The organism is Cupriavidus sp. FW305-F7 (genome assembly GCF_058782875.1).
In genome coordinates this window covers 139,387-154,881 of sequence record NZ_JBYSYC010000011.1, presented here as the reverse complement: position 1 = coordinate 154,881, position 15,495 = coordinate 139,387, and the positions used below count along the sequence as shown (strand labels likewise).

At 68.4% G+C, this 15,495-nt stretch carries 14 protein-coding genes; 8 read left to right on the top strand and 6 right to left on the bottom strand.

What is annotated here, in order from left to right; translation table 11 throughout:
* The first annotated feature begins 23 nt into the window (after window positions 1-23).
* On the top strand, window positions 24-1,820 hold the full coding sequence (locus AC3WL8_RS13090; RefSeq protein WP_013957562.1) for a potassium/proton antiporter: 1,797 nt from the start codon (window positions 24-26) through the stop codon (window positions 1,818-1,820).
* 33 nt (window positions 1,821-1,853) lie between these two features.
* Here the strand turns inward: AC3WL8_RS13090 and AC3WL8_RS13085 are convergent, their stop codons facing one another.
* The 3 genes from AC3WL8_RS13085 to AC3WL8_RS13075 form a co-directional block, all read right to left on the bottom strand.
* Complete coding sequence (locus tag AC3WL8_RS13085; RefSeq protein WP_013957561.1) at window positions 1,854-2,849, bottom strand: tripartite tricarboxylate transporter substrate binding protein; 996 nt, start codon at window positions 2,847-2,849, stop codon at window positions 1,854-1,856.
* Between the two features lie 28 nt (window positions 2,850-2,877).
* Window positions 2,878-3,333 (bottom strand): DUF2214 family protein, encoded by a 456-nt coding sequence (locus AC3WL8_RS13080; protein WP_211980040.1) that lies wholly within the window; start codon window positions 3,331-3,333, stop codon window positions 2,878-2,880.
* A gap of 101 nt (window positions 3,334-3,434) precedes the next feature.
* The gene (locus AC3WL8_RS13075; RefSeq protein WP_013957559.1) at window positions 3,435-4,655 is read right to left on the bottom strand and encodes a CaiB/BaiF CoA transferase family protein; all 1,221 of its coding nucleotides are present in this window, start codon (window positions 4,653-4,655) and stop codon (window positions 3,435-3,437) included.
* Between the two features lie 298 nt (window positions 4,656-4,953).
* On the opposite strand from AC3WL8_RS13075, the gene alaS reads away from it, so the two are divergent.
* On the top strand, window positions 4,954-7,578 hold the full coding sequence (gene alaS / locus AC3WL8_RS13070; RefSeq protein WP_013957558.1) for an alanine--tRNA ligase: 2,625 nt from the start codon (window positions 4,954-4,956) through the stop codon (window positions 7,576-7,578).
* Between the two features lie 62 nt (window positions 7,579-7,640).
* On the opposite strand, the gene AC3WL8_RS13065 is transcribed toward alaS, so the two are convergent.
* The 3 genes from AC3WL8_RS13065 to AC3WL8_RS13055 all read right to left on the bottom strand — a co-directional run bounded on the left by AC3WL8_RS13065 (window position 7,641) and on the right by AC3WL8_RS13055 (window position 10,909).
* On the bottom strand, window positions 7,641-8,408 hold the full coding sequence (locus AC3WL8_RS13065; RefSeq protein ID WP_013957557.1) for a slipin family protein: 768 nt from the start codon (window positions 8,406-8,408) through the stop codon (window positions 7,641-7,643).
* 2 nt (window positions 8,409-8,410) lie between these two features.
* The gene (locus AC3WL8_RS13060; protein ID WP_492378344.1) at window positions 8,411-9,913 is read right to left on the bottom strand and encodes an NfeD family protein; all 1,503 of its coding nucleotides are present in this window, start codon (window positions 9,911-9,913) and stop codon (window positions 8,411-8,413) included.
* A 102-nt stretch (window positions 9,914-10,015) separates the two neighbouring features.
* Window positions 10,016-10,909, bottom strand: coding sequence for a LysR family transcriptional regulator (locus AC3WL8_RS13055; protein WP_211980038.1), 894 nt, complete (start codon window positions 10,907-10,909; stop codon window positions 10,016-10,018).
* 129 nt (window positions 10,910-11,038) lie between these two features.
* Between AC3WL8_RS13055 and AC3WL8_RS13050 the strand changes: the two genes are divergently transcribed.
* The 6 genes from AC3WL8_RS13050 (at window position 11,039) to AC3WL8_RS13025 (ending at window position 15,428) form a co-directional block, all read left to right on the top strand.
* On the top strand, window positions 11,039-12,292 hold the full coding sequence (locus AC3WL8_RS13050) for a YbfB/YjiJ family MFS transporter (RefSeq protein ID WP_013957554.1): 1,254 nt from the start codon (window positions 11,039-11,041) through the stop codon (window positions 12,290-12,292).
* A 143-nt stretch (window positions 12,293-12,435) separates the two neighbouring features.
* Window positions 12,436-13,212, top strand: coding sequence for a class II aldolase/adducin family protein (locus tag AC3WL8_RS13045; protein WP_211980036.1), 777 nt, complete (start codon window positions 12,436-12,438; stop codon window positions 13,210-13,212).
* A 52-nt stretch (window positions 13,213-13,264) separates the two neighbouring features.
* Entirely contained in the window at window positions 13,265-13,453 is a 189-nt protein-coding gene (locus AC3WL8_RS13040) for a 4-oxalocrotonate tautomerase (protein ID WP_010813672.1), read from the top strand.
* 33 nt (window positions 13,454-13,486) lie between these two features.
* Window positions 13,487-14,518 (top strand): threonine aldolase family protein, encoded by a 1,032-nt coding sequence (locus tag AC3WL8_RS13035; RefSeq protein WP_013957552.1) that lies wholly within the window; start codon window positions 13,487-13,489, stop codon window positions 14,516-14,518.
* 47 nt (window positions 14,519-14,565) lie between these two features.
* Window positions 14,566-15,150, top strand: coding sequence for an NUDIX domain-containing protein (locus AC3WL8_RS13030; protein ID WP_013957551.1), 585 nt, complete (start codon window positions 14,566-14,568; stop codon window positions 15,148-15,150).
* A gap of 50 nt (window positions 15,151-15,200) precedes the next feature.
* Entirely contained in the window at window positions 15,201-15,428 is a 228-nt protein-coding gene (locus tag AC3WL8_RS13025; protein ID WP_010813669.1) for a sulfurtransferase TusA family protein, read from the top strand.
* The last annotated feature ends 67 nt before the right edge of the window (window positions 15,429-15,495 follow it).

The window sequence follows — 15,495 nt, the reverse complement described above, 5'->3', positions numbered from 1 at the left end:
CACAATGCAACGCAAGGAGCGGTTTGGAGAGCATCGACCACGTCATCCTGATCGGCGCCGTCGTGATGTCGCTGGGCATCGTGCTGGGCGCCTTTTCGGCACGCCTGGGCGTGCCGTTCCTGCTGGTCTTCCTGGCCGTGGGCATGCTGGCCGGCGTGGACGGCCCGGGCGGCATCCGCTTCTCCGACACCTGGCTCAGCTTCCTGGTCGGCAACCTGGCGCTGGCGGTGATCCTGCTCGATGGCGGGCTGCGCACGCGCTTTGCTACCTTCAGGGTGGCGCTGAAGCCTTCGCTGTCGCTGGCGACCGTGGGGGTGCTGGTGACGGCAGCGCTGGTCGGCGTGTTCGCCGCGTGGCTGCTGGGCATCGACTGGCGGCTCGGGCTGCTGCTTGGTGCCATCGTCGGCTCGACCGACGCGGCCGCGGTGTTCTCGATGCTCAATAGCAGCGGCATCCGGCTGAAGGACCGGGTGGCGAGCGTGCTCGAGATCGAGTCGGGCATCAACGACCCGATGGCGATCTTCCTGACCCTGACACTGATCGAATGGCTGACCGCGCCTGACGGTCTGACGCCGCTGGGCCTGGTCACGCGGCTGCTGGTGCAGTTCGGCGTGGGCGGGCTGCTCGGCCTGGCGCTCGGCTATTGCCTGGCCCGCGTGCTGGAGCGCATCCGCGTGGCCGAAGGGCTGCAGGCGATCCTGCTGTGCTCGGGCGGCGCGATGGTGTTCGCGCTCGTGCAGAGCGCCGGCGGCAGCGGTTTCCTGGCGGTGTACCTGACCGGCATGCTGATCGGCAACCGCGAGCGCGCGGTGACGTCGGACACCATGCGCGCCATGGACGGCATGGCCTGGCTGGCGCAGTCGGCCATGTTCCTGCTGCTGGGCCTGCTGGTGGCGCCGCACCGGATCTGGGAGGTGGCCGGCCCGGCCGTGGCCGTGGCGGCCTTCCTGATGCTGGTGGCGCGGCCGGTGGCGGTGTGGCTGGCGCTGCTGCCGTTCCGCTTCAATGCGCGCGAGACCGGCTTTATCGCCTGGATGGGCCTGCGCGGCGCGGTGCCGATCGTACTGGCGCTGTTTCCGCTGCTGCGCGAGGTGCCGCAAGCGGGGCTGCTGTTCCGCATCGCCTTTGCCGTGGTGCTGGCCAGCCTGCTGTTCCAGGGCACCACGGTGTCGGTGGCCGCGCGCCTGGCGCGGGTGCGGCGCCCCGGCTACCCCGAGCCGCTGGCGCGTTCGCGCCTGCGCGGCACGCGCGCGCCGATCCTGGAGGTGATGCAGTTCGAGGTGGGGCCCAATGCGCCGGTGGAGAACGTGCGCGCCGACCAGCTGGAGCTGCCGCCGCGCTGCCGGCTGCTGACGGTGGCGCGCGACGATGCGCTGGCGGCGCTGGACCAGACCGTGCTGCGCGCCGGCGACAGCGTCTCGGTGCTGGCGCCGGTGACGACCCTGCCGATGCTGTCGGCGCTGTTCCAGGCGCTGGGCCGCGCGCCCACCTGGGAGCAGGCCTCGCATGATTTCCTGTTGTCGGGCGATGCGCTGCTGCGCGATGTGGCGGTGCTGTACGGCACGCGCGCGCTGACGCCGCAAGAAGCGCCGCTGACGCTGGAGGCTGCCATGCTACGAGCGTTCACCTCGCCGCCGGTGGAGGGCGACAGCGTCGAGATCGCCGGCCTGCCGCTGACGGTGACGCGCATGGAGGGCGCGCAAATCCTGCAGGTGGGGCTGTTGCTGCCGCGGCTGGAGGGGGATTCGGGCGGGCGGCTATGGCCGCGGCGGAAAAAGGATGGCGGCGCGCGCAGTGGCGAGGGCGCCGAAGCGGAGTAGGAACAAGAAAGGCGGCCATGGCCGCCTTTTTCGCTAGTCCACCTTCGCCCCGGACACCTTCACGATCTGCGCGTATTTCTTCAGTTCGCGCTGGATCAGCGCCGCGAACTGCTCGGGTGTGGTCGGTGCCGGCTGTGCGCCGATGCGGGCCAGGCGTGCCTTCATCTCGTCGGTCTTCAAGATTGCCACGATCTCATGGTTAAGCCGCTCGACGATCTCGCGCGGGGTGTTGGCCGGCGCGAACACGCCGAACCACGTTGAGATGTCGAAGCCTTCCAGGCCCAGCCCCTTGCCGGCTTCCGCAATGGTCGGCAGTTCCGGGAAGGCCGCGGCGCGGCTGGCAGTGGTGACCGCAAAGGCCTTCAGCTTGCCCGCCTTGATATTGGCCGAGGCCGAAGCCAGGTTGTCGAAGATCAGGTCGGTCTGGCCCGACAGCACCGACAGCTGCGCCGGCGACGCGCCGTTGTACGGGATATGGACCATGCTGATCTTCGCCATGCTCTTGAACAGCTCGCCCGACAGGTGGCCGGCGCTGCCGTTGCCGCCCGAGGCGTAGTCCAGCTTGCCCGGGTTCTTGCGCGCGTACGCGACCAGGTCGCGCAGGTTGTTGATGTGCAGCTCGGCGGCCTTGCCCGGGTGCATCACCAGCACGTTAGGCACGTCGGCCACCAGCGTGATCGGCGCGAAGTCCTTGACGGGGTCGTACGGCATCTTGCTGAACAGCGTCGGGTTGATGGCGTGCGTGGCCACCGCGCCCATGACGATGGTGTAGCCGTCGGCCGGCTGCTTGGCGACGTAGTCCGCGCCCAGGTTGCCGCCCGCGCCGGGCTTGTTCTCGACCACCACCGGCTGGCCCAGGCTGTCGCGCAGCTTCTCGCCGATGGCGCGCGCGACGGTGTCGAGCGGGCCGCCGGCGGGGTAGGGCACCACGAAGCGGACCGGCTTGGTCGGGTAGGCATTGGTGGCCGCCACGGCGGCGGCGGGCAGCAGGGCCGCGGTCAGCGCGGCGGCAAGCAGTTTCTTCAGCATGTCTCGGACTTCAGGGGGATTGGAATATTTATCTGGCGCCGATGCCCCGCGCCATCATGACCGCGCACAGCGGCAGCAGGATCAGCAGGTGGGCTTCGATCATCACCCAGCGGCGGGCGGCCTTCAGCTCGGACGGCGGCGGCACGTAATCCAGCAGCCGGCGCGCCTGCTTGCGCCAGCGCGCGATGGCAAAGGTCGGCGGCAGCGAGCACAGCGCGATCAGCACGAACACACCCACCTTGGCGTGGAACCACGGGTTGTGCAGGTAGAAGTCAACGCCCTTGGCGCCGTAGAACAGGCGCAGCAGGCCGGTGCCCAGCACCACCATCGCCGACAGGAAATAGAACAGGTCGTACAGCGACAGGCGCCGCACCGCGGCCGGCGTGATTTCCGGGCGCAACACCACCGCCTCGGCAGCCATCAGGGTGATCAGGACGAAGATCGCAAGGAAATGCAGGAAAGCCAGTATGGCGTCGGTCAGCATGGATTCTCCTTTGCCTTTGCTTCAGTGGGGACTGAACTGCTTCGGGAAGGCACCGGCGGCAGGCCAGGACACCAGGGCTGGCCGCCGGCAGGAGGAGAATCTTACAGCACACCCTTTGCACGCAGTGCTTCGATCTGCTCAGGGCTGTAGCCCAGCGTGTCGGCCAGCACCGTGTCGGTGTGCTCGCCCAGAAGCGGCGGGTGGCGCAGCGCCTGCGGCGGCGTGGCGCTCATCTTGATCGGGCTGCCCACCAGCTTGACCTCGCCGGCGCTGGGGTGGGGCAGGTCCACGCGCAGGCCGCGCGCCTTGACCTGGTCGTCCTCGAACACGTCGTCGAGGGTGTTGATCGGGCCGCACGGCACGCCGGCGGCCTCCAGGTCGCGGATCCATTGGGCGCGGGTGCGCGGGCGCACCATCTCGGCCAGGATTGGCACCAGCACGTCGCGGTTGGCCACGCGCTGCGGGTTGGTGGCAAAGCGCGGGTCGTCGGCCAGCTCGGGCTTGCCGCCGTCGGTGACGAACTTGCGGAACTGCCCGTCGTTGCCCACCGCCACGATGATCCAGCCATCGGCGGCCTGGAAGGTCTGGTAGGGGACGATATTGGGGTGCGCATTGCCCCAGCGGCGCGGCGCCTCGCCGCTGGCCAGGTAGTTGGTGTTCATGTTGGCCAGCATCGCCACCTGCACGTCCAGCAGCGCCATGTCGATGTACTGGCCCTCGCCGGTGCGGTCGCGGTGCGCCAGCGCCGCCAGCACGGCGATGGTGGCGTACTGGCCGGTCATCAGGTCGGAAATGGCCACGCCGGCCTTCTGCGGGCCGCCGCCAGGCAGGTCGTCGCGCTCGCCGGTCAGGCTCATGAAGCCGCCCATGCCCTGGATGATGAAGTCGTAGCCGGGGCGTGCGGCGTACGGGCCGGTCTGGCCGAAGCCGGTGACCGAGCAGTAGATCAGGTCGGGTTTGACCTGCCTGAGCGTCTCGTAGTCCAGGCCGTACTTCCTGAGCTGGCCGACCTTGTAGTTCTCCAGCACCACATCGCTCTGCGCCGCCAGCTCGCGCACGATCTGCTGGCCTTCCGGCGTGCTGATGTCACAGGTCACCGAGCGCTTGTTGCGGTTGGCGGCCAGGTAGTAGGCGGCTTCGGCGGTGTCGCGGCCGTCCTCGTCCTTGAGCCAGGGCGGGCCCCAGGTGCGGGTGTCGTCGCCGGCGCCGGGGCGCTCGATCTTGATCACGTCGGCGCCGAAATCGGCAAGGTTCTGGGCGCACCACGGCCCGGCGAGAACGCGGGTCAGGTCGAGGACGCGGAGATGGCTTAAAGCTCCCATGGCGGTAGTCAGTGCAGTGGGTAAGGCGGGGGATCGGTCGGAACAGCGCGAGGTCGGCGCGCCCCTGCAAACAGAGGCCGGCGCGGGTTGGCTGCACTGTACCACCGGCAAATCGCCGGTGCGGCTTTGAGTGCTTTAGGGGGCTCTTTCGGCGATGGGATTTGGGCGATAGCCGGCCGGCTCCGCGGCGCCATGCCTGGCGTGCCCGGCAGGCTGCCTTGCCCGTATAATCAACGGTTTGCAAATCCCATACTGATTCGTCGCGCCCGGCCACGCCAGGGCAAGCGTCCGCCATCCCATGAAAGTCTCAGACATTCGCAGCAAGTTCCTGCAGTTCTTCGAATCGAAGGGCCATACCGTGGTCCGCTCGTCCAGCCTGGTGCCGGCGAACGACCCGACGCTGCTGTTCACCAACTCCGGCATGGTGCAGTTCAAGGACGTGTTCCTGGGCACCGACAAGCGCCCGTACACCCGCGCCACGTCGGCGCAGCGCTCGGTGCGCGCCGGCGGCAAGCACAATGACCTGGAGAACGTGGGCTACACCGCGCGCCACCATACGTTCTTCGAGATGCTGGGCAACTTCTCGTTTGGCGACTACTTCAAGCGCGATGCCATCCTGTACGCGTGGGAACTGCTGACCAAGACCTACCAGCTGCCGGCTGAAAAGCTGTGGGTGACGGTCTACGCGGAAGACGACGAGGCCTACGACATCTGGGCCAAGGAAGTGGGCGTGCCGGCCGAGCGCATCGTGCGCATCGGCGACAACAAAGGCGCGCGCTACGCGTCGGACAATTTCTGGCAGATGGCCGACACCGGCCCGTGCGGCCCGTGCTCGGAGATCTTCTACGACCACGGCCCGGACGTGTGGGGCGGCCCCCCCGGATCGCCCGAGGAAGACGGCGACCGCTACATCGAGGTCTGGAACCTGGTGTTCATGCAGTTCAACCGTGACGAGCAGGGCAACATGACGCCACTGCCCAAGCCGTGCGTGGACACCGGCATGGGCCTGGAGCGCATTGCCGCGGTGCTGCAGCACGTGCACAGCAACTATGAGATCGACCTGTTCCAGGCACTGATCAAGGCCGCCGCGCGTGAAACGCATATCGACAACCTGAACCAGAACTCGCTCAAGGTCATTGCCGACCATATCCGCGCGTGCTCGTTCCTGATCGTCGATGGCGTGATCCCCGGCAACGAAGGCCGCGGCTACGTGCTGCGCCGGATCATCCGCCGCGCCATCCGCCACGGCTACAAGCTGGGCCAGAAGACCCCGTTCTTCCACAAGATGGTGGCCGATCTGGTCGAGCAGATGGGCCAGGCCTATCCCGAGCTGGCCGAGGCGCAGTCGCGCGTGACCGAAGTGCTGAAGGCCGAGGAAGAGCGCTTCTTCGAGACCATCGAGAACGGCATGTCGATCCTGGACGCCGCGCTGGCCGACCTGAAGCTCAAGGGTGGCAAGACGCTGGACGGCGAACTCGCATTCAAGCTGCACGACACCTTCGGCTTCCCGCTGGACCTGACGCAGGACGTGTGCCGCGAGCAGGAAATCGGCGTGGACGAGGCCGCCTTCGACGCGGCCATGAACCGCCAGCGCGAGCAGGCGCGCGCCGCCGGCAAGTTCAAGATGGCCGCCGGCCTGGAGTACACCGGCGACAAGACCGTGTTCCACGGCTACGAGAAGCTGGAACTGCCGCAGGCCAAGGTCACCGCGCTATATGTGGACGGCGCCGCGGTCGACGCCATGCAGCCGGGCCAGACTGGCGTGGTAGTGCTCGACAACACCCCGTTCTACGCCGAATCCGGCGGCCAGGCCGGTGACCAGGGCGTGCTGAAGGCAGGCAATGCTGTCTTCACCGTGGCTGACACGACCAAGATCCAGGCCGACGTGTTTGGCCACCAGGGCACGCTGCAAAGCGGCGCGCTCAAGGTGGGCGACGCCGTGTCGGCCCAGGTCGACGCGCAGCGCCGTGCGCGCACCGTGCGCAACCACTCGGCCACCCACCTGATGCACAAGGCCCTGCGTGAAGTGCTGGGCAGCCACGTGCAGCAGAAGGGCTCGCTGGTGGATGCGGACAAGACCCGCTTCGACTTCTCACACAACGCGGCGCTGACCGACGAGCAGATCCGCCGCGTGGAAGAGATTGTCAACGCCGAGATCCTGCGCAACGACGACACGCACGCCGAGATCATGCCGTTCGACGACGCGGTCAAGAGCGGCGCGATGGCACTGTTCGGCGAGAAGTATGCCGACGACGTGCGCGTGCTGTCGATCGGCACCTCGAAGGAACTGTGCGGCGGCACCCACGTGCACCGCACCGGCGATATCGGCCTGTTCAAGATCGTGGTGGAAGGCGGCGTTGCCGCCGGCATCCGCCGCGTCGAAGCCATTACCGGCGACAACGCGCTGCACTACCTGCAGGGCCTGGATGCCAGGCTGAACGAAGCCGCCGCCGTGCTGAAGGCCCAGCCGTCCGAGCTGGTGCCGCGCATCGGCCAGGTGCAGGACCAGGTGCGCGCGCTGGAGAAGGAGCTGGAACGCCTGAAGAGCAAGCTGGCCGCCTCGCAGGGCGACGAGCTGGCCGCGCAGGCGGTCGACATCAAGGGCCTGAAGGTGCTGGCCGCGCAACTGGACGGCGCCGACGTCAAGACCCTGCGCGAGACCATGGACAAGCTCAAGGACAAGCTGCAGAGCGCGGCCATTGTGCTGGGTGCGGTGTCCGACGGCAAGGTCAGCCTGATCGCTGGCGTCACGGCCGATGCCACGGGCAAGGTCAAGGCTGGCGAGCTGGTCAACTTTGTCGCCCAGCAGGTGGGCGGCAAGGGTGGTGGCCGTCCCGACATGGCACAGGCTGGCGGCACCGAGCCGGCCAAGCTGCCGCAGGCGCTGGCAGGTGTCAGCGAGTGGGTGGCGGGCAAGATCTGACTGGCTGAGGGGGGCGACCCTCTCAGGCCCGGCAACTGCTAATGGCGCTTCGGCGCCATTTTCTATGGGCGCTCGTCGCCGGGCGGCTTGCCGGCGAGCCGGTTGAGAATGTCGATCGGCAGCGGGAAGACGATGGTAGAGCTCTTGTCCCCGGCAATCTGTGTCAGCGTCTGCAGGTAGCGCAGTTGCATGGCCTGCGGTTCGCGCGCCAGCATCTGGGCCGCTTCAAGCAGCTTCACCGAAGCCTGCAGTTCGCCCTCGGCATGGATCACCTTGGCGCGCCGCTCGCGTTCGGCCTCGGCCTGCCGCGCAATCGCGCGGATCATGGTTTCGTTCAGGTCGACATGCTTGATCTCGACGTTCGAGACCTTGATGCCCCAGCCGTCGGTCTGGGCGTCCAGCGCCTGCTGGATGTCCAGATTCAGCTTCTCGCGCTCCGCCAGCATCTCGTCCAGTTCGTGCTTGCCCAGCACCGAGCGCAGCGTGGTCTGCGCCAGTTGGCTGGTGGCTTCCAGGAAGTTCGCCACCTGGATGATGGCGCGCTCCGGATCGACCACGCGGAAGTACACCACCGCATTGACCTTCACCGAGACGTTGTCGCGCGAAATCACGTCCTGCGGCGGCACGTCCATTACCACCGTGCGCAGATCCACCCTGACCATCTGCTGCACGGCGGGGATCAGCAGCACCAGGCCCGGGCCCTTGACTCGCCAGAAGCGTCCGAGCATGAACACCACGCCGCGTTCGTATTCGCGCAGCACGCGGAACGAGGTGATCACCAGCAGTGCCAGCAGGAAGATCACACCGCCGAAGCTGAATCCGTAGGCCATGGTCAGGCTCCCTTGTCTGGCGTCGGTTGGGATGGGGGGGGCGGAGCAAGGGGGGCGTTGCCGGCCGCGATGACTTCAAGCACCAGGCCGTTGCGCGCGGTGACAACCACCGGCGTGCCGCGCGGCAAAGGGCTGGCGCTGTGCACGCGCCAGGTCTCGCCGCGCACCGAGGCCCAGCCTTCTTCGCGCAGGTCGTCCAGCACTTCGCCCCGCATGCCGACCAGCGCCTCGGCGCCGCTGACCACCGGGCGCTTGCGCGCGCGCACCAGCATCGCCGACATGCCAAACACAAAGATCGCGGACAATGCCGACATGGCCGCCACCATCGGCAGCGGCACGCCGAAGCCCGGCACGTCGGTTTCGATCAGCATCACCGCGCCAAAGGCGAAGGCGATGATGCCGCCCACGCCCAATGCGCCGAAAGTCGGCAGGAACAGCTCCGCCACCATGCAGCCGATGCCCAGCGCCACCAGCGCCAGCCCGGCGTAGTTCACGGGCAGCATATGCAGCGCGAACAGCGCCACCAGCAGGCAGATCGCACCGGCCACGCCGGGCACCACCATGCCCGGCGTGGAGAACTCGAAGATCAGGCCGTAGATGCCGATCATCATCAGCAGCAGCGCCACGCTGGGCTCGGTGATCACGGCCAGGAAGCGGTTGCGCCAGTCGGGTTCCAGCGTCACCACCGGCGCATTGGCAGTGCGCAGCACGCTGGCCTTGCCGCCGGCAGCGGTGATCGTGCGGCCTTCAACCTGGCGCAACAGCGCGGGCAGGTCGGGGGCGACCAGGTCGACCACGCGCTGGGCCAGGGCCTCGTCAGCGGACAGGCTGACCGACTCGCGCACGGCGCGCTCAGCCCATTCAGCGTTGCGTCCGCGCAGCTGCGCCAGGCCGCGGATATAGGCCGAGGCGTCGTGCATCTGCTTGCGCGCCATGGTGTCGCCCGCTGCGGGCTCGCTGGCGGGGGCCGAGGCGGGCTTGGCGCCAGGCAGGGCCTCGGGCTTCTGCGGCCCGCCAATGCCGACCTGCACCGGGGTGGCCGCGCCCAGGTTGGTGCCCGGCGCCATCGCCGCGATATGGCTGGCGTAGAGGATGTAGGTGCCGGCGCTGGCCGCGCGCGCGCCGCCGGGATAGACATAGCTGGCCACCGGCACCGGCGAGGCCAGGATGGCCTGGATGATCTCGCGCATCGACGCGTCCAGCCCGCCCGGGGTGTCCATTTCCAGCACCACCAGCTGAGCGCCGCCCGCGCGCGCGCGTTCCATGCTGCGCAGGATAAAGCTGGCGCTGGCGGGGCTGACCGCACCCTTGAGCGGAATCACGTAGACCGGCGCGGTTGCCGTGGTCGTGACCGTGGCGGCGGGCGCCGAGGCGCCGGAGGGCGGTCCCGCACGGGCGCCTGGACCGGCGAGGGCGGCGAGCGCGGCGCACACCATGGCCAGGCCGGCCAGCAGCCGGCCGGACATCGGCCGAAGGACCCGCAGCAGCGCGGTGGCAGGTTTCATGAGGGGGGCGGGGCACGCGAGGTGCCGTGATGGCGCCACTTCAAGTGTAGGCCACCGGGCACATCTTGCACGCGGGCTGCCTCGGGCCCCCGCGCCAGGCGCTCAGGCCGCCGCCAGGTCGGGCCTGGCCGAGGGGCCGGGTGATTCGGTGGTGAGGGTGTCGATCAGCGCATGCAGGGCCGCGCTGGCCATGGACGGATGCCAGGCCAGCAGCGTGCGCACGCGGCCGGCCGCGCCCAGGCTGTGCTGGCGGATGGCGGGCAGGTCGCGGTACAGCCCCAGCACCGAGCGGGGCACGATCGCCGCACCGATGCCGGCTGCCACGCAGGCGACGATGGCATGGTACGAGCTCAGTTGCAGCACGCGCGGCGTCGGCGCATCGCCGATCACATACCAGTTCTCCAGCCGGGCGCGGTAGTTGCAGCCGGGCTCGAACGCCAGCAGCGTCGGCACCTCCAGGTCGGCCGCGGTGTGTACCGGGCGATGGCGATCGCGCGTGATCACCACCAGCTCTTCCTCGAACACCGGGACCGCGCTCAGCCCCGGGTCGGTCAGTGGCTCGGCGACAAAGGCGCATTCCACCTCGAAGCGTGCCAGCGCATCCAGCGCCTGGCGCGTGGCCAGCGTCACCAGCTCCAGCTGCACGTCGGGCCAGGCCTGGTGGTACGCGGCCAGCACATTGGGCAGGCGGCTGGCGGCGGTGCTCTCCATCGAGGCAATGCGCAGCCGGCCGTGCGGCCGCGCCGGCAGCACGGCCTGGCGTGCCTCTTCGGTCATGCTGAGGATGCGGCAGGCATAGTCGAACAGGGTCTGCCCAGATGGCGTCAGCACCATGCGCCGGCCGTCGCGCACGAACAGGTCGACCCCAAGCGATTGCTCCAGCTGGCGGATGCGCGTGGTGACATTGGACTGCACCCGGTGCAGCCGCTCGGCCGCACGGGTGATGCCGCCGGCTTCGACGACGGCGCGGAAGATTTCGAGGGCGGCAAGGTCCATGCGGGACTCCTGAGGCTATCCATCTCTTATCAAGATGCATGGCATCTTGATAATTCATTTTTGGGGATGATAAAGCCAGCGTAGCATACAGGCATCGCAATGCAACCGCTGCCCCCGCCAGCCCCAGCCATGCCGAACCCCCACAGCCTCGACCCTGAACACCCCGCCGCTGCGCGCCTGGCCACCCGGGCGTCGGCACGGCGCGAAGCCGGCGCGGTGGCGGTAGCCATGGCCGGCTTGGTGTCGCTGGCGGTGGTGATGGGCATCGGCCGCTTTGCCTTCACGCCGCTGCTGCCGATGATGCTGCATGACGGCACCGTCACGCTGCATCAGGGCGGCTGGCTGGCCACGGTCAACTACATTGGCTACTTCGCCGGCGCCGCCGTGTGCATGTTCATCCGGCCCGACGCGGTGCGCATGGTGCGCTGGGGCCTGGTCGCAACGGTGCTGCTGACGCTGGGCATGGCCCTGCCGGGCGGCATGCCGGCCTGGTCGCTGTGGCGCGCCGCCGCAGGCGTGGCCAGCGCAGTGGTGCTGGTCTACACCTCGGGCTGGTGCCTGCAGCGGCTGGCCGAACTGGGCAAGCCGGAACTCGCCGGGCTGATTTTCTGCGGGCCGGGGCTGGGCATTGTCGTCACCGGGCTCGGTGCATCCGGCATGGTGGGCGCGGGCTGGAACGCGGACTACGGCTGGCTCGCCTTCACGGCGCTGGCGGTGGTGCTGGTGGCGGCGGTCTGGCGGATCTTCGTCGCGGAGCCTGCGGTGGCGGCAGCGGCTGCACCGTCCCAGGCGGCAGCCGATACCGCCGCCGCGCGGCTCGATGCCCAGACCTGGGCGCTGACCTTTGCCTACGGCCTGGCCGGCTTCGGCTACATCATCACCGCGACCTTCCTGCCGGTGATTGCGCGCGAGGCGCTGCCCGGCACGGTCTGGGCCGACCTGTTCTGGCCAATCTTCGGCGCGGGCGTGGCGGTGGGCGCGTTCCTGGCCACGCGGGTCGGCATGGCGCACGACAACCGCAAGCTGCTGACGCTGCTGTACGGCATGCAGGCGCTGGGCGTGGCGATCGCGGTGGTGTTCCCCACCGTGGCCGGCTTTGCCCTGAGCAGCCTGCTGGCGGGGCTGCCGTTCACCGCGCTGGTGGCCTTTGCGATGCGCGAGGCGCGGCGCCTGTGGGGGCCGCACGCGGCGCGGCTGATGGGCCTGATGACGGCATCCTACGGCTTGGGCCAGATCGCCGGGCCGCCGCTGGCGACCGCGCTGGTGGCACGCACCGGGGGCTTCGCCAGTTCACTGGCGTGCGCGGCGGCGGCGCTGCTGCTCGGCGCGCTGGTGTTCGCCTGGATGCGCCGCGCCTGGCCGGCGGGGACCGCCCGGAGCTGATCGGCAAGGTGCGCTAAAGTATTGCCTTTGCCGCCAGGCGCGCCACGCGAGCGGCTGCCGCGCCCAGCGCGCAGCCCGTGGCGCGGCACAGAAGGCCGGGGCCGTACCCGGCACGCGAGACCGGGCGGCGCAGGAGCGACCCCATGTCTTTTGCCTTGCAGCCCGCGCGTGCCGCGGGTGCCCCCATCCAGCCCGTTTCCGCCGAAGAACAGCGCGTGCGCGTCGACCTTGCCGCCGCCTACCGCCTGGCCGCGCGCGAGGGCTGGGATGACCTGATCTACACCCATATCTCCGCCACGGTGCCGGGCGAGCCCGGCCACTTCCTGATCAATCCCTTCGGTTTTGCCTTCGACGAGATCCGCGCCAGCGACCTGGTCAAGATCAATGGCCGCGGCGAGGTCGTCGGCGAGACCGTGCATCCGGTCAATGTGACCGGCTTTGCGCTGCACGCCGCGGTGCATGCGGCACGCGCCGACGCGATGTGCGTGATGCACCTGCATAACACCGCCGGCATTGCCGTATCGGCACAGGCCGCCGGGCTGTTGCCGCTGTCGCAACATGCGATGCGCTTCCACGGCCGCATGGCCTATCACGACTACGAGGGCCTGGCCTTCACCCCGGCCGAAGGCGCGCGGCTGACCGCATCGCTGGGTGCGCATCCGGCCATGCTGTTGCGCAACCACGGCACGCTGACGGTGGGCCGCACCGTGGCCGAGGCCTATGTGCTGATGGCGACGCTGATCAAGGCCTGCGAGGTCCAGATTGCCGCGCAGGCGGGCGGTGCGCTGGTGCAGCCCGGCGCGGCCGTGGCGGACAAGACCTCTGAGCAGCTCTACGACAACGGCGCCGTCGAAGGCGTGATGGAGTGGCCCGCGCTGCTGCGCAAACTGGATAGAATCGATCCTTCATACCGGGACTGAGCGGGACTGGTTTCCCGCCGCGACTCAACCACATTCATCAAAGGAGCATTGCATGCCGACTTTCCACGTCGAAATGTTTGAGGGCCGTACCATCGAGCAGAAGCGCAAGTTTGTCGAGGAAGTGACCCGCGTCAGCTGCGAAACCCTGGGCTGCTCGGCCTCGGCCGTCGACATCATCATCACCGACATCAAGCGCGAGAACTGGGCCACCGGCGGCGAGCTTTGGGCCGACAAGAAGTGAAGTAAGGTTCCACGCAGCCCCACACTGAACACCATGCAGCACTTCGCCTCTGACAACTACGCCGGCTTCTGCCCCGAATCGCTCAAGTATTTCCTGGAAGCCAACGCGAGCGGCCACGAACAGGCCTATGGCGACGATACCTGGACGCAGAAGGTCTGCGACCGTATCCGCGAGCTGTTCCAGACCGATTGCGAAGTATTCTTCGTGTTCAACGGCACAGCGGCCAACTCGCTGGCGCTGTCGGCGCTGTGCCAGTCGTACCACTCGGTGATCTGCCACGAGCTGGCGCATATCGAGACCGATGAATGCGGCGGCCCGGAGTTCTTCTCCAACGGCTCCAAGCTGCTGACCGCGCCCGGCGCCGACGGGAAGCTCACGCCGGACGCGGTCGAGGCGCTGGTCACGCGCCGCTCCGATATCCATTACCCCAAGCCCAAGGTGGTGTCGCTGACGCAGTCGACTGAAGTTGGCACCGTCTACAGCGTGGAAGAGGTGCGCGCGATCGCCGCCATCGCCAAGCGCCGCCAGCTGCGCGTGCATATGGATGGCGCGCGCTTTGCCAATGCGGTGGCGTCGCTGGGCGTGCATCCGTCCGAGATCACCTGGCGCGCCGGCGTCGACGTGCTGTGCTTCGGCGGCACCAAGAACGGCCTGCCGGTGGGTGAGGCGGTGGTGTTCTTCGACCGCCGCCTGGCCGAGGACTTTGCCTACCGCGTCAAGCAGGCCGGGCAGCTGGCGTCGAAGATGCGCTTTATCTCCGCGCCGTGGCTGGGTTTGCTCGAGAACGACGTATGGCTCGCCAACGCGCGCCATGCCAATGCGATGGCGCAGTTGCTGCAGCAGCGCATCAGCGATATTCCGGGCGTTCGCATCATGTTCCCGACGCAGTCCAACGCCGTTTTCGCCGAGCTGCCGCTGCCCGCGATCGAGGCGCTGCGCGCCAGGGGCTGGCGCTTCTATACCTTTATCGGCGCTGGCGGCTGCCGTTTCATGTGTTCATGGGACCTGCAGCCGCAGACGGTTGAGGCGCTGGCCACCGATATGCGCACGGCGTGCGGCGCCTGACCGGCATCCCATACCTATAACGACGAGACCCCTTCAGGAGCCCCCAAATGCAATACCGATTCTGCCCGCAGTGCGGCGCGCCGCTGGAGGTGCTGCCGCTGTCCGGGCGCGAACGCCACGCCTGCGTGCAGCAGGACTGTGGCTTCGTGCACTGGAACAACCCGCTGCCGGTGCTGGCGGCGGTGGTGGAGTATCAGGACAAGCTGCTGCTGGCGCGCAATGCCGCCTGGCCGGAGACCATGTTCGCGCTGGTGACGGGCTTCCTGGAGCGCGACGAGCCGCCCGAGCTGGGCGTGGCGCGCGAACTGAAGGAAGAGACCAACCTCGATACCGAGTCGGTGTCGCTGATCGGCGTCTACGAGTTCATGCGCAAGAACGAGCTGATCATCGCCTACCACGTCAAGGCGACCGGCACCGTGGCGCTGTCCGAGGAGCTGGCCGACTACAAGCTGGTGGCGCCGGAGGATGTGCGCGTCTGGTCGGCCGGCACCGGCTTCGCGGTGGCCGACTGGCTGGCCGCGCGCGGCTATCCGGTGCGCTTCTTCGACCGCCAGACCGGCGCCGACATTCCCGACCCGCGCCGCCCGCACGACTTCAGCCTGGTCGGGGGTTCGCTACAATACCGGTGGTGAGGCTGGCCTCCGGCCAGCCGCCCAGCCCCCAGAATCGAAGGAAGAGACGAATGGAGTTCCAGAAAGAAGTGGATGCGCGCGGCCTGAACTGCCCGCTGCCGATCCTGCGCACCAAGAAGGCCCTGGCCGACATGGCCAGCGGCGACGTGCTCAAGGTGCTGGCCACCGATCCCGGCGCCACGCGCGATTTCCAGGCCTTTGCCAAGCAGACCGGCAATGAGCTGCTGTCGCACTCGGAAGTGGACAAGGTGTTTGTGTTCTACATGCGCCGCCGCTGACCGGCATACGGCTCCCGCACCTGGCGGGACTGCACAAGGAAAAAGCCGCTCGAAAGCGGCTTTTTCC

Excerpts from the sequence above, each read along its gene's own strand:
- AC3WL8_RS13080 (WP_211980040.1), bottom strand. The coding sequence starts at position 3,333 with ATGCTGACCGACGCCATACTGGCTTTCCTGCATTTCCTTGCGATCTTC.
- alaS (WP_013957558.1), top strand. The coding sequence starts at position 4,954 with ATGAAAGTCTCAGACATTCGCAGCAAGTTCCTGCAGTTCTTCGAATCG.
- AC3WL8_RS13065 (WP_013957557.1), bottom strand. The coding sequence starts at position 8,408 with ATGGCCTACGGATTCAGCTTCGGCGGTGTGATCTTCCTGCTGGCACTG.
- AC3WL8_RS13050 (WP_013957554.1), top strand. The coding sequence starts at position 11,039 with ATGCCGAACCCCCACAGCCTCGACCCTGAACACCCCGCCGCTGCGCGC.
- AC3WL8_RS13025 (WP_010813669.1), top strand. The coding sequence starts at position 15,201 with ATGGAGTTCCAGAAAGAAGTGGATGCGCGCGGCCTGAACTGCCCGCTG.
- AC3WL8_RS13030 (WP_013957551.1), top strand. The coding sequence starts at position 14,566 with ATGCAATACCGATTCTGCCCGCAGTGCGGCGCGCCGCTGGAGGTGCTG.
- AC3WL8_RS13035 (WP_013957552.1), top strand. The coding sequence starts at position 13,487 with ATGCAGCACTTCGCCTCTGACAACTACGCCGGCTTCTGCCCCGAATCG.
- AC3WL8_RS13060 (WP_492378344.1), bottom strand. The coding sequence starts at position 9,913 with ATGAAACCTGCCACCGCGCTGCTGCGGGTCCTTCGGCCGATGTCCGGC.
- AC3WL8_RS13055 (WP_211980038.1), bottom strand. The coding sequence starts at position 10,909 with ATGGACCTTGCCGCCCTCGAAATCTTCCGCGCCGTCGTCGAAGCCGGC.
- AC3WL8_RS13045 (WP_211980036.1), top strand. The coding sequence starts at position 12,436 with ATGTCTTTTGCCTTGCAGCCCGCGCGTGCCGCGGGTGCCCCCATCCAG.
- AC3WL8_RS13085 (WP_013957561.1), bottom strand. The coding sequence starts at position 2,849 with ATGCTGAAGAAACTGCTTGCCGCCGCGCTGACCGCGGCCCTGCTGCCC.
- AC3WL8_RS13040 (WP_010813672.1), top strand. The coding sequence starts at position 13,265 with ATGCCGACTTTCCACGTCGAAATGTTTGAGGGCCGTACCATCGAGCAG.
- AC3WL8_RS13075 (WP_013957559.1), bottom strand. The coding sequence starts at position 4,655 with ATGGGAGCTTTAAGCCATCTCCGCGTCCTCGACCTGACCCGCGTTCTC.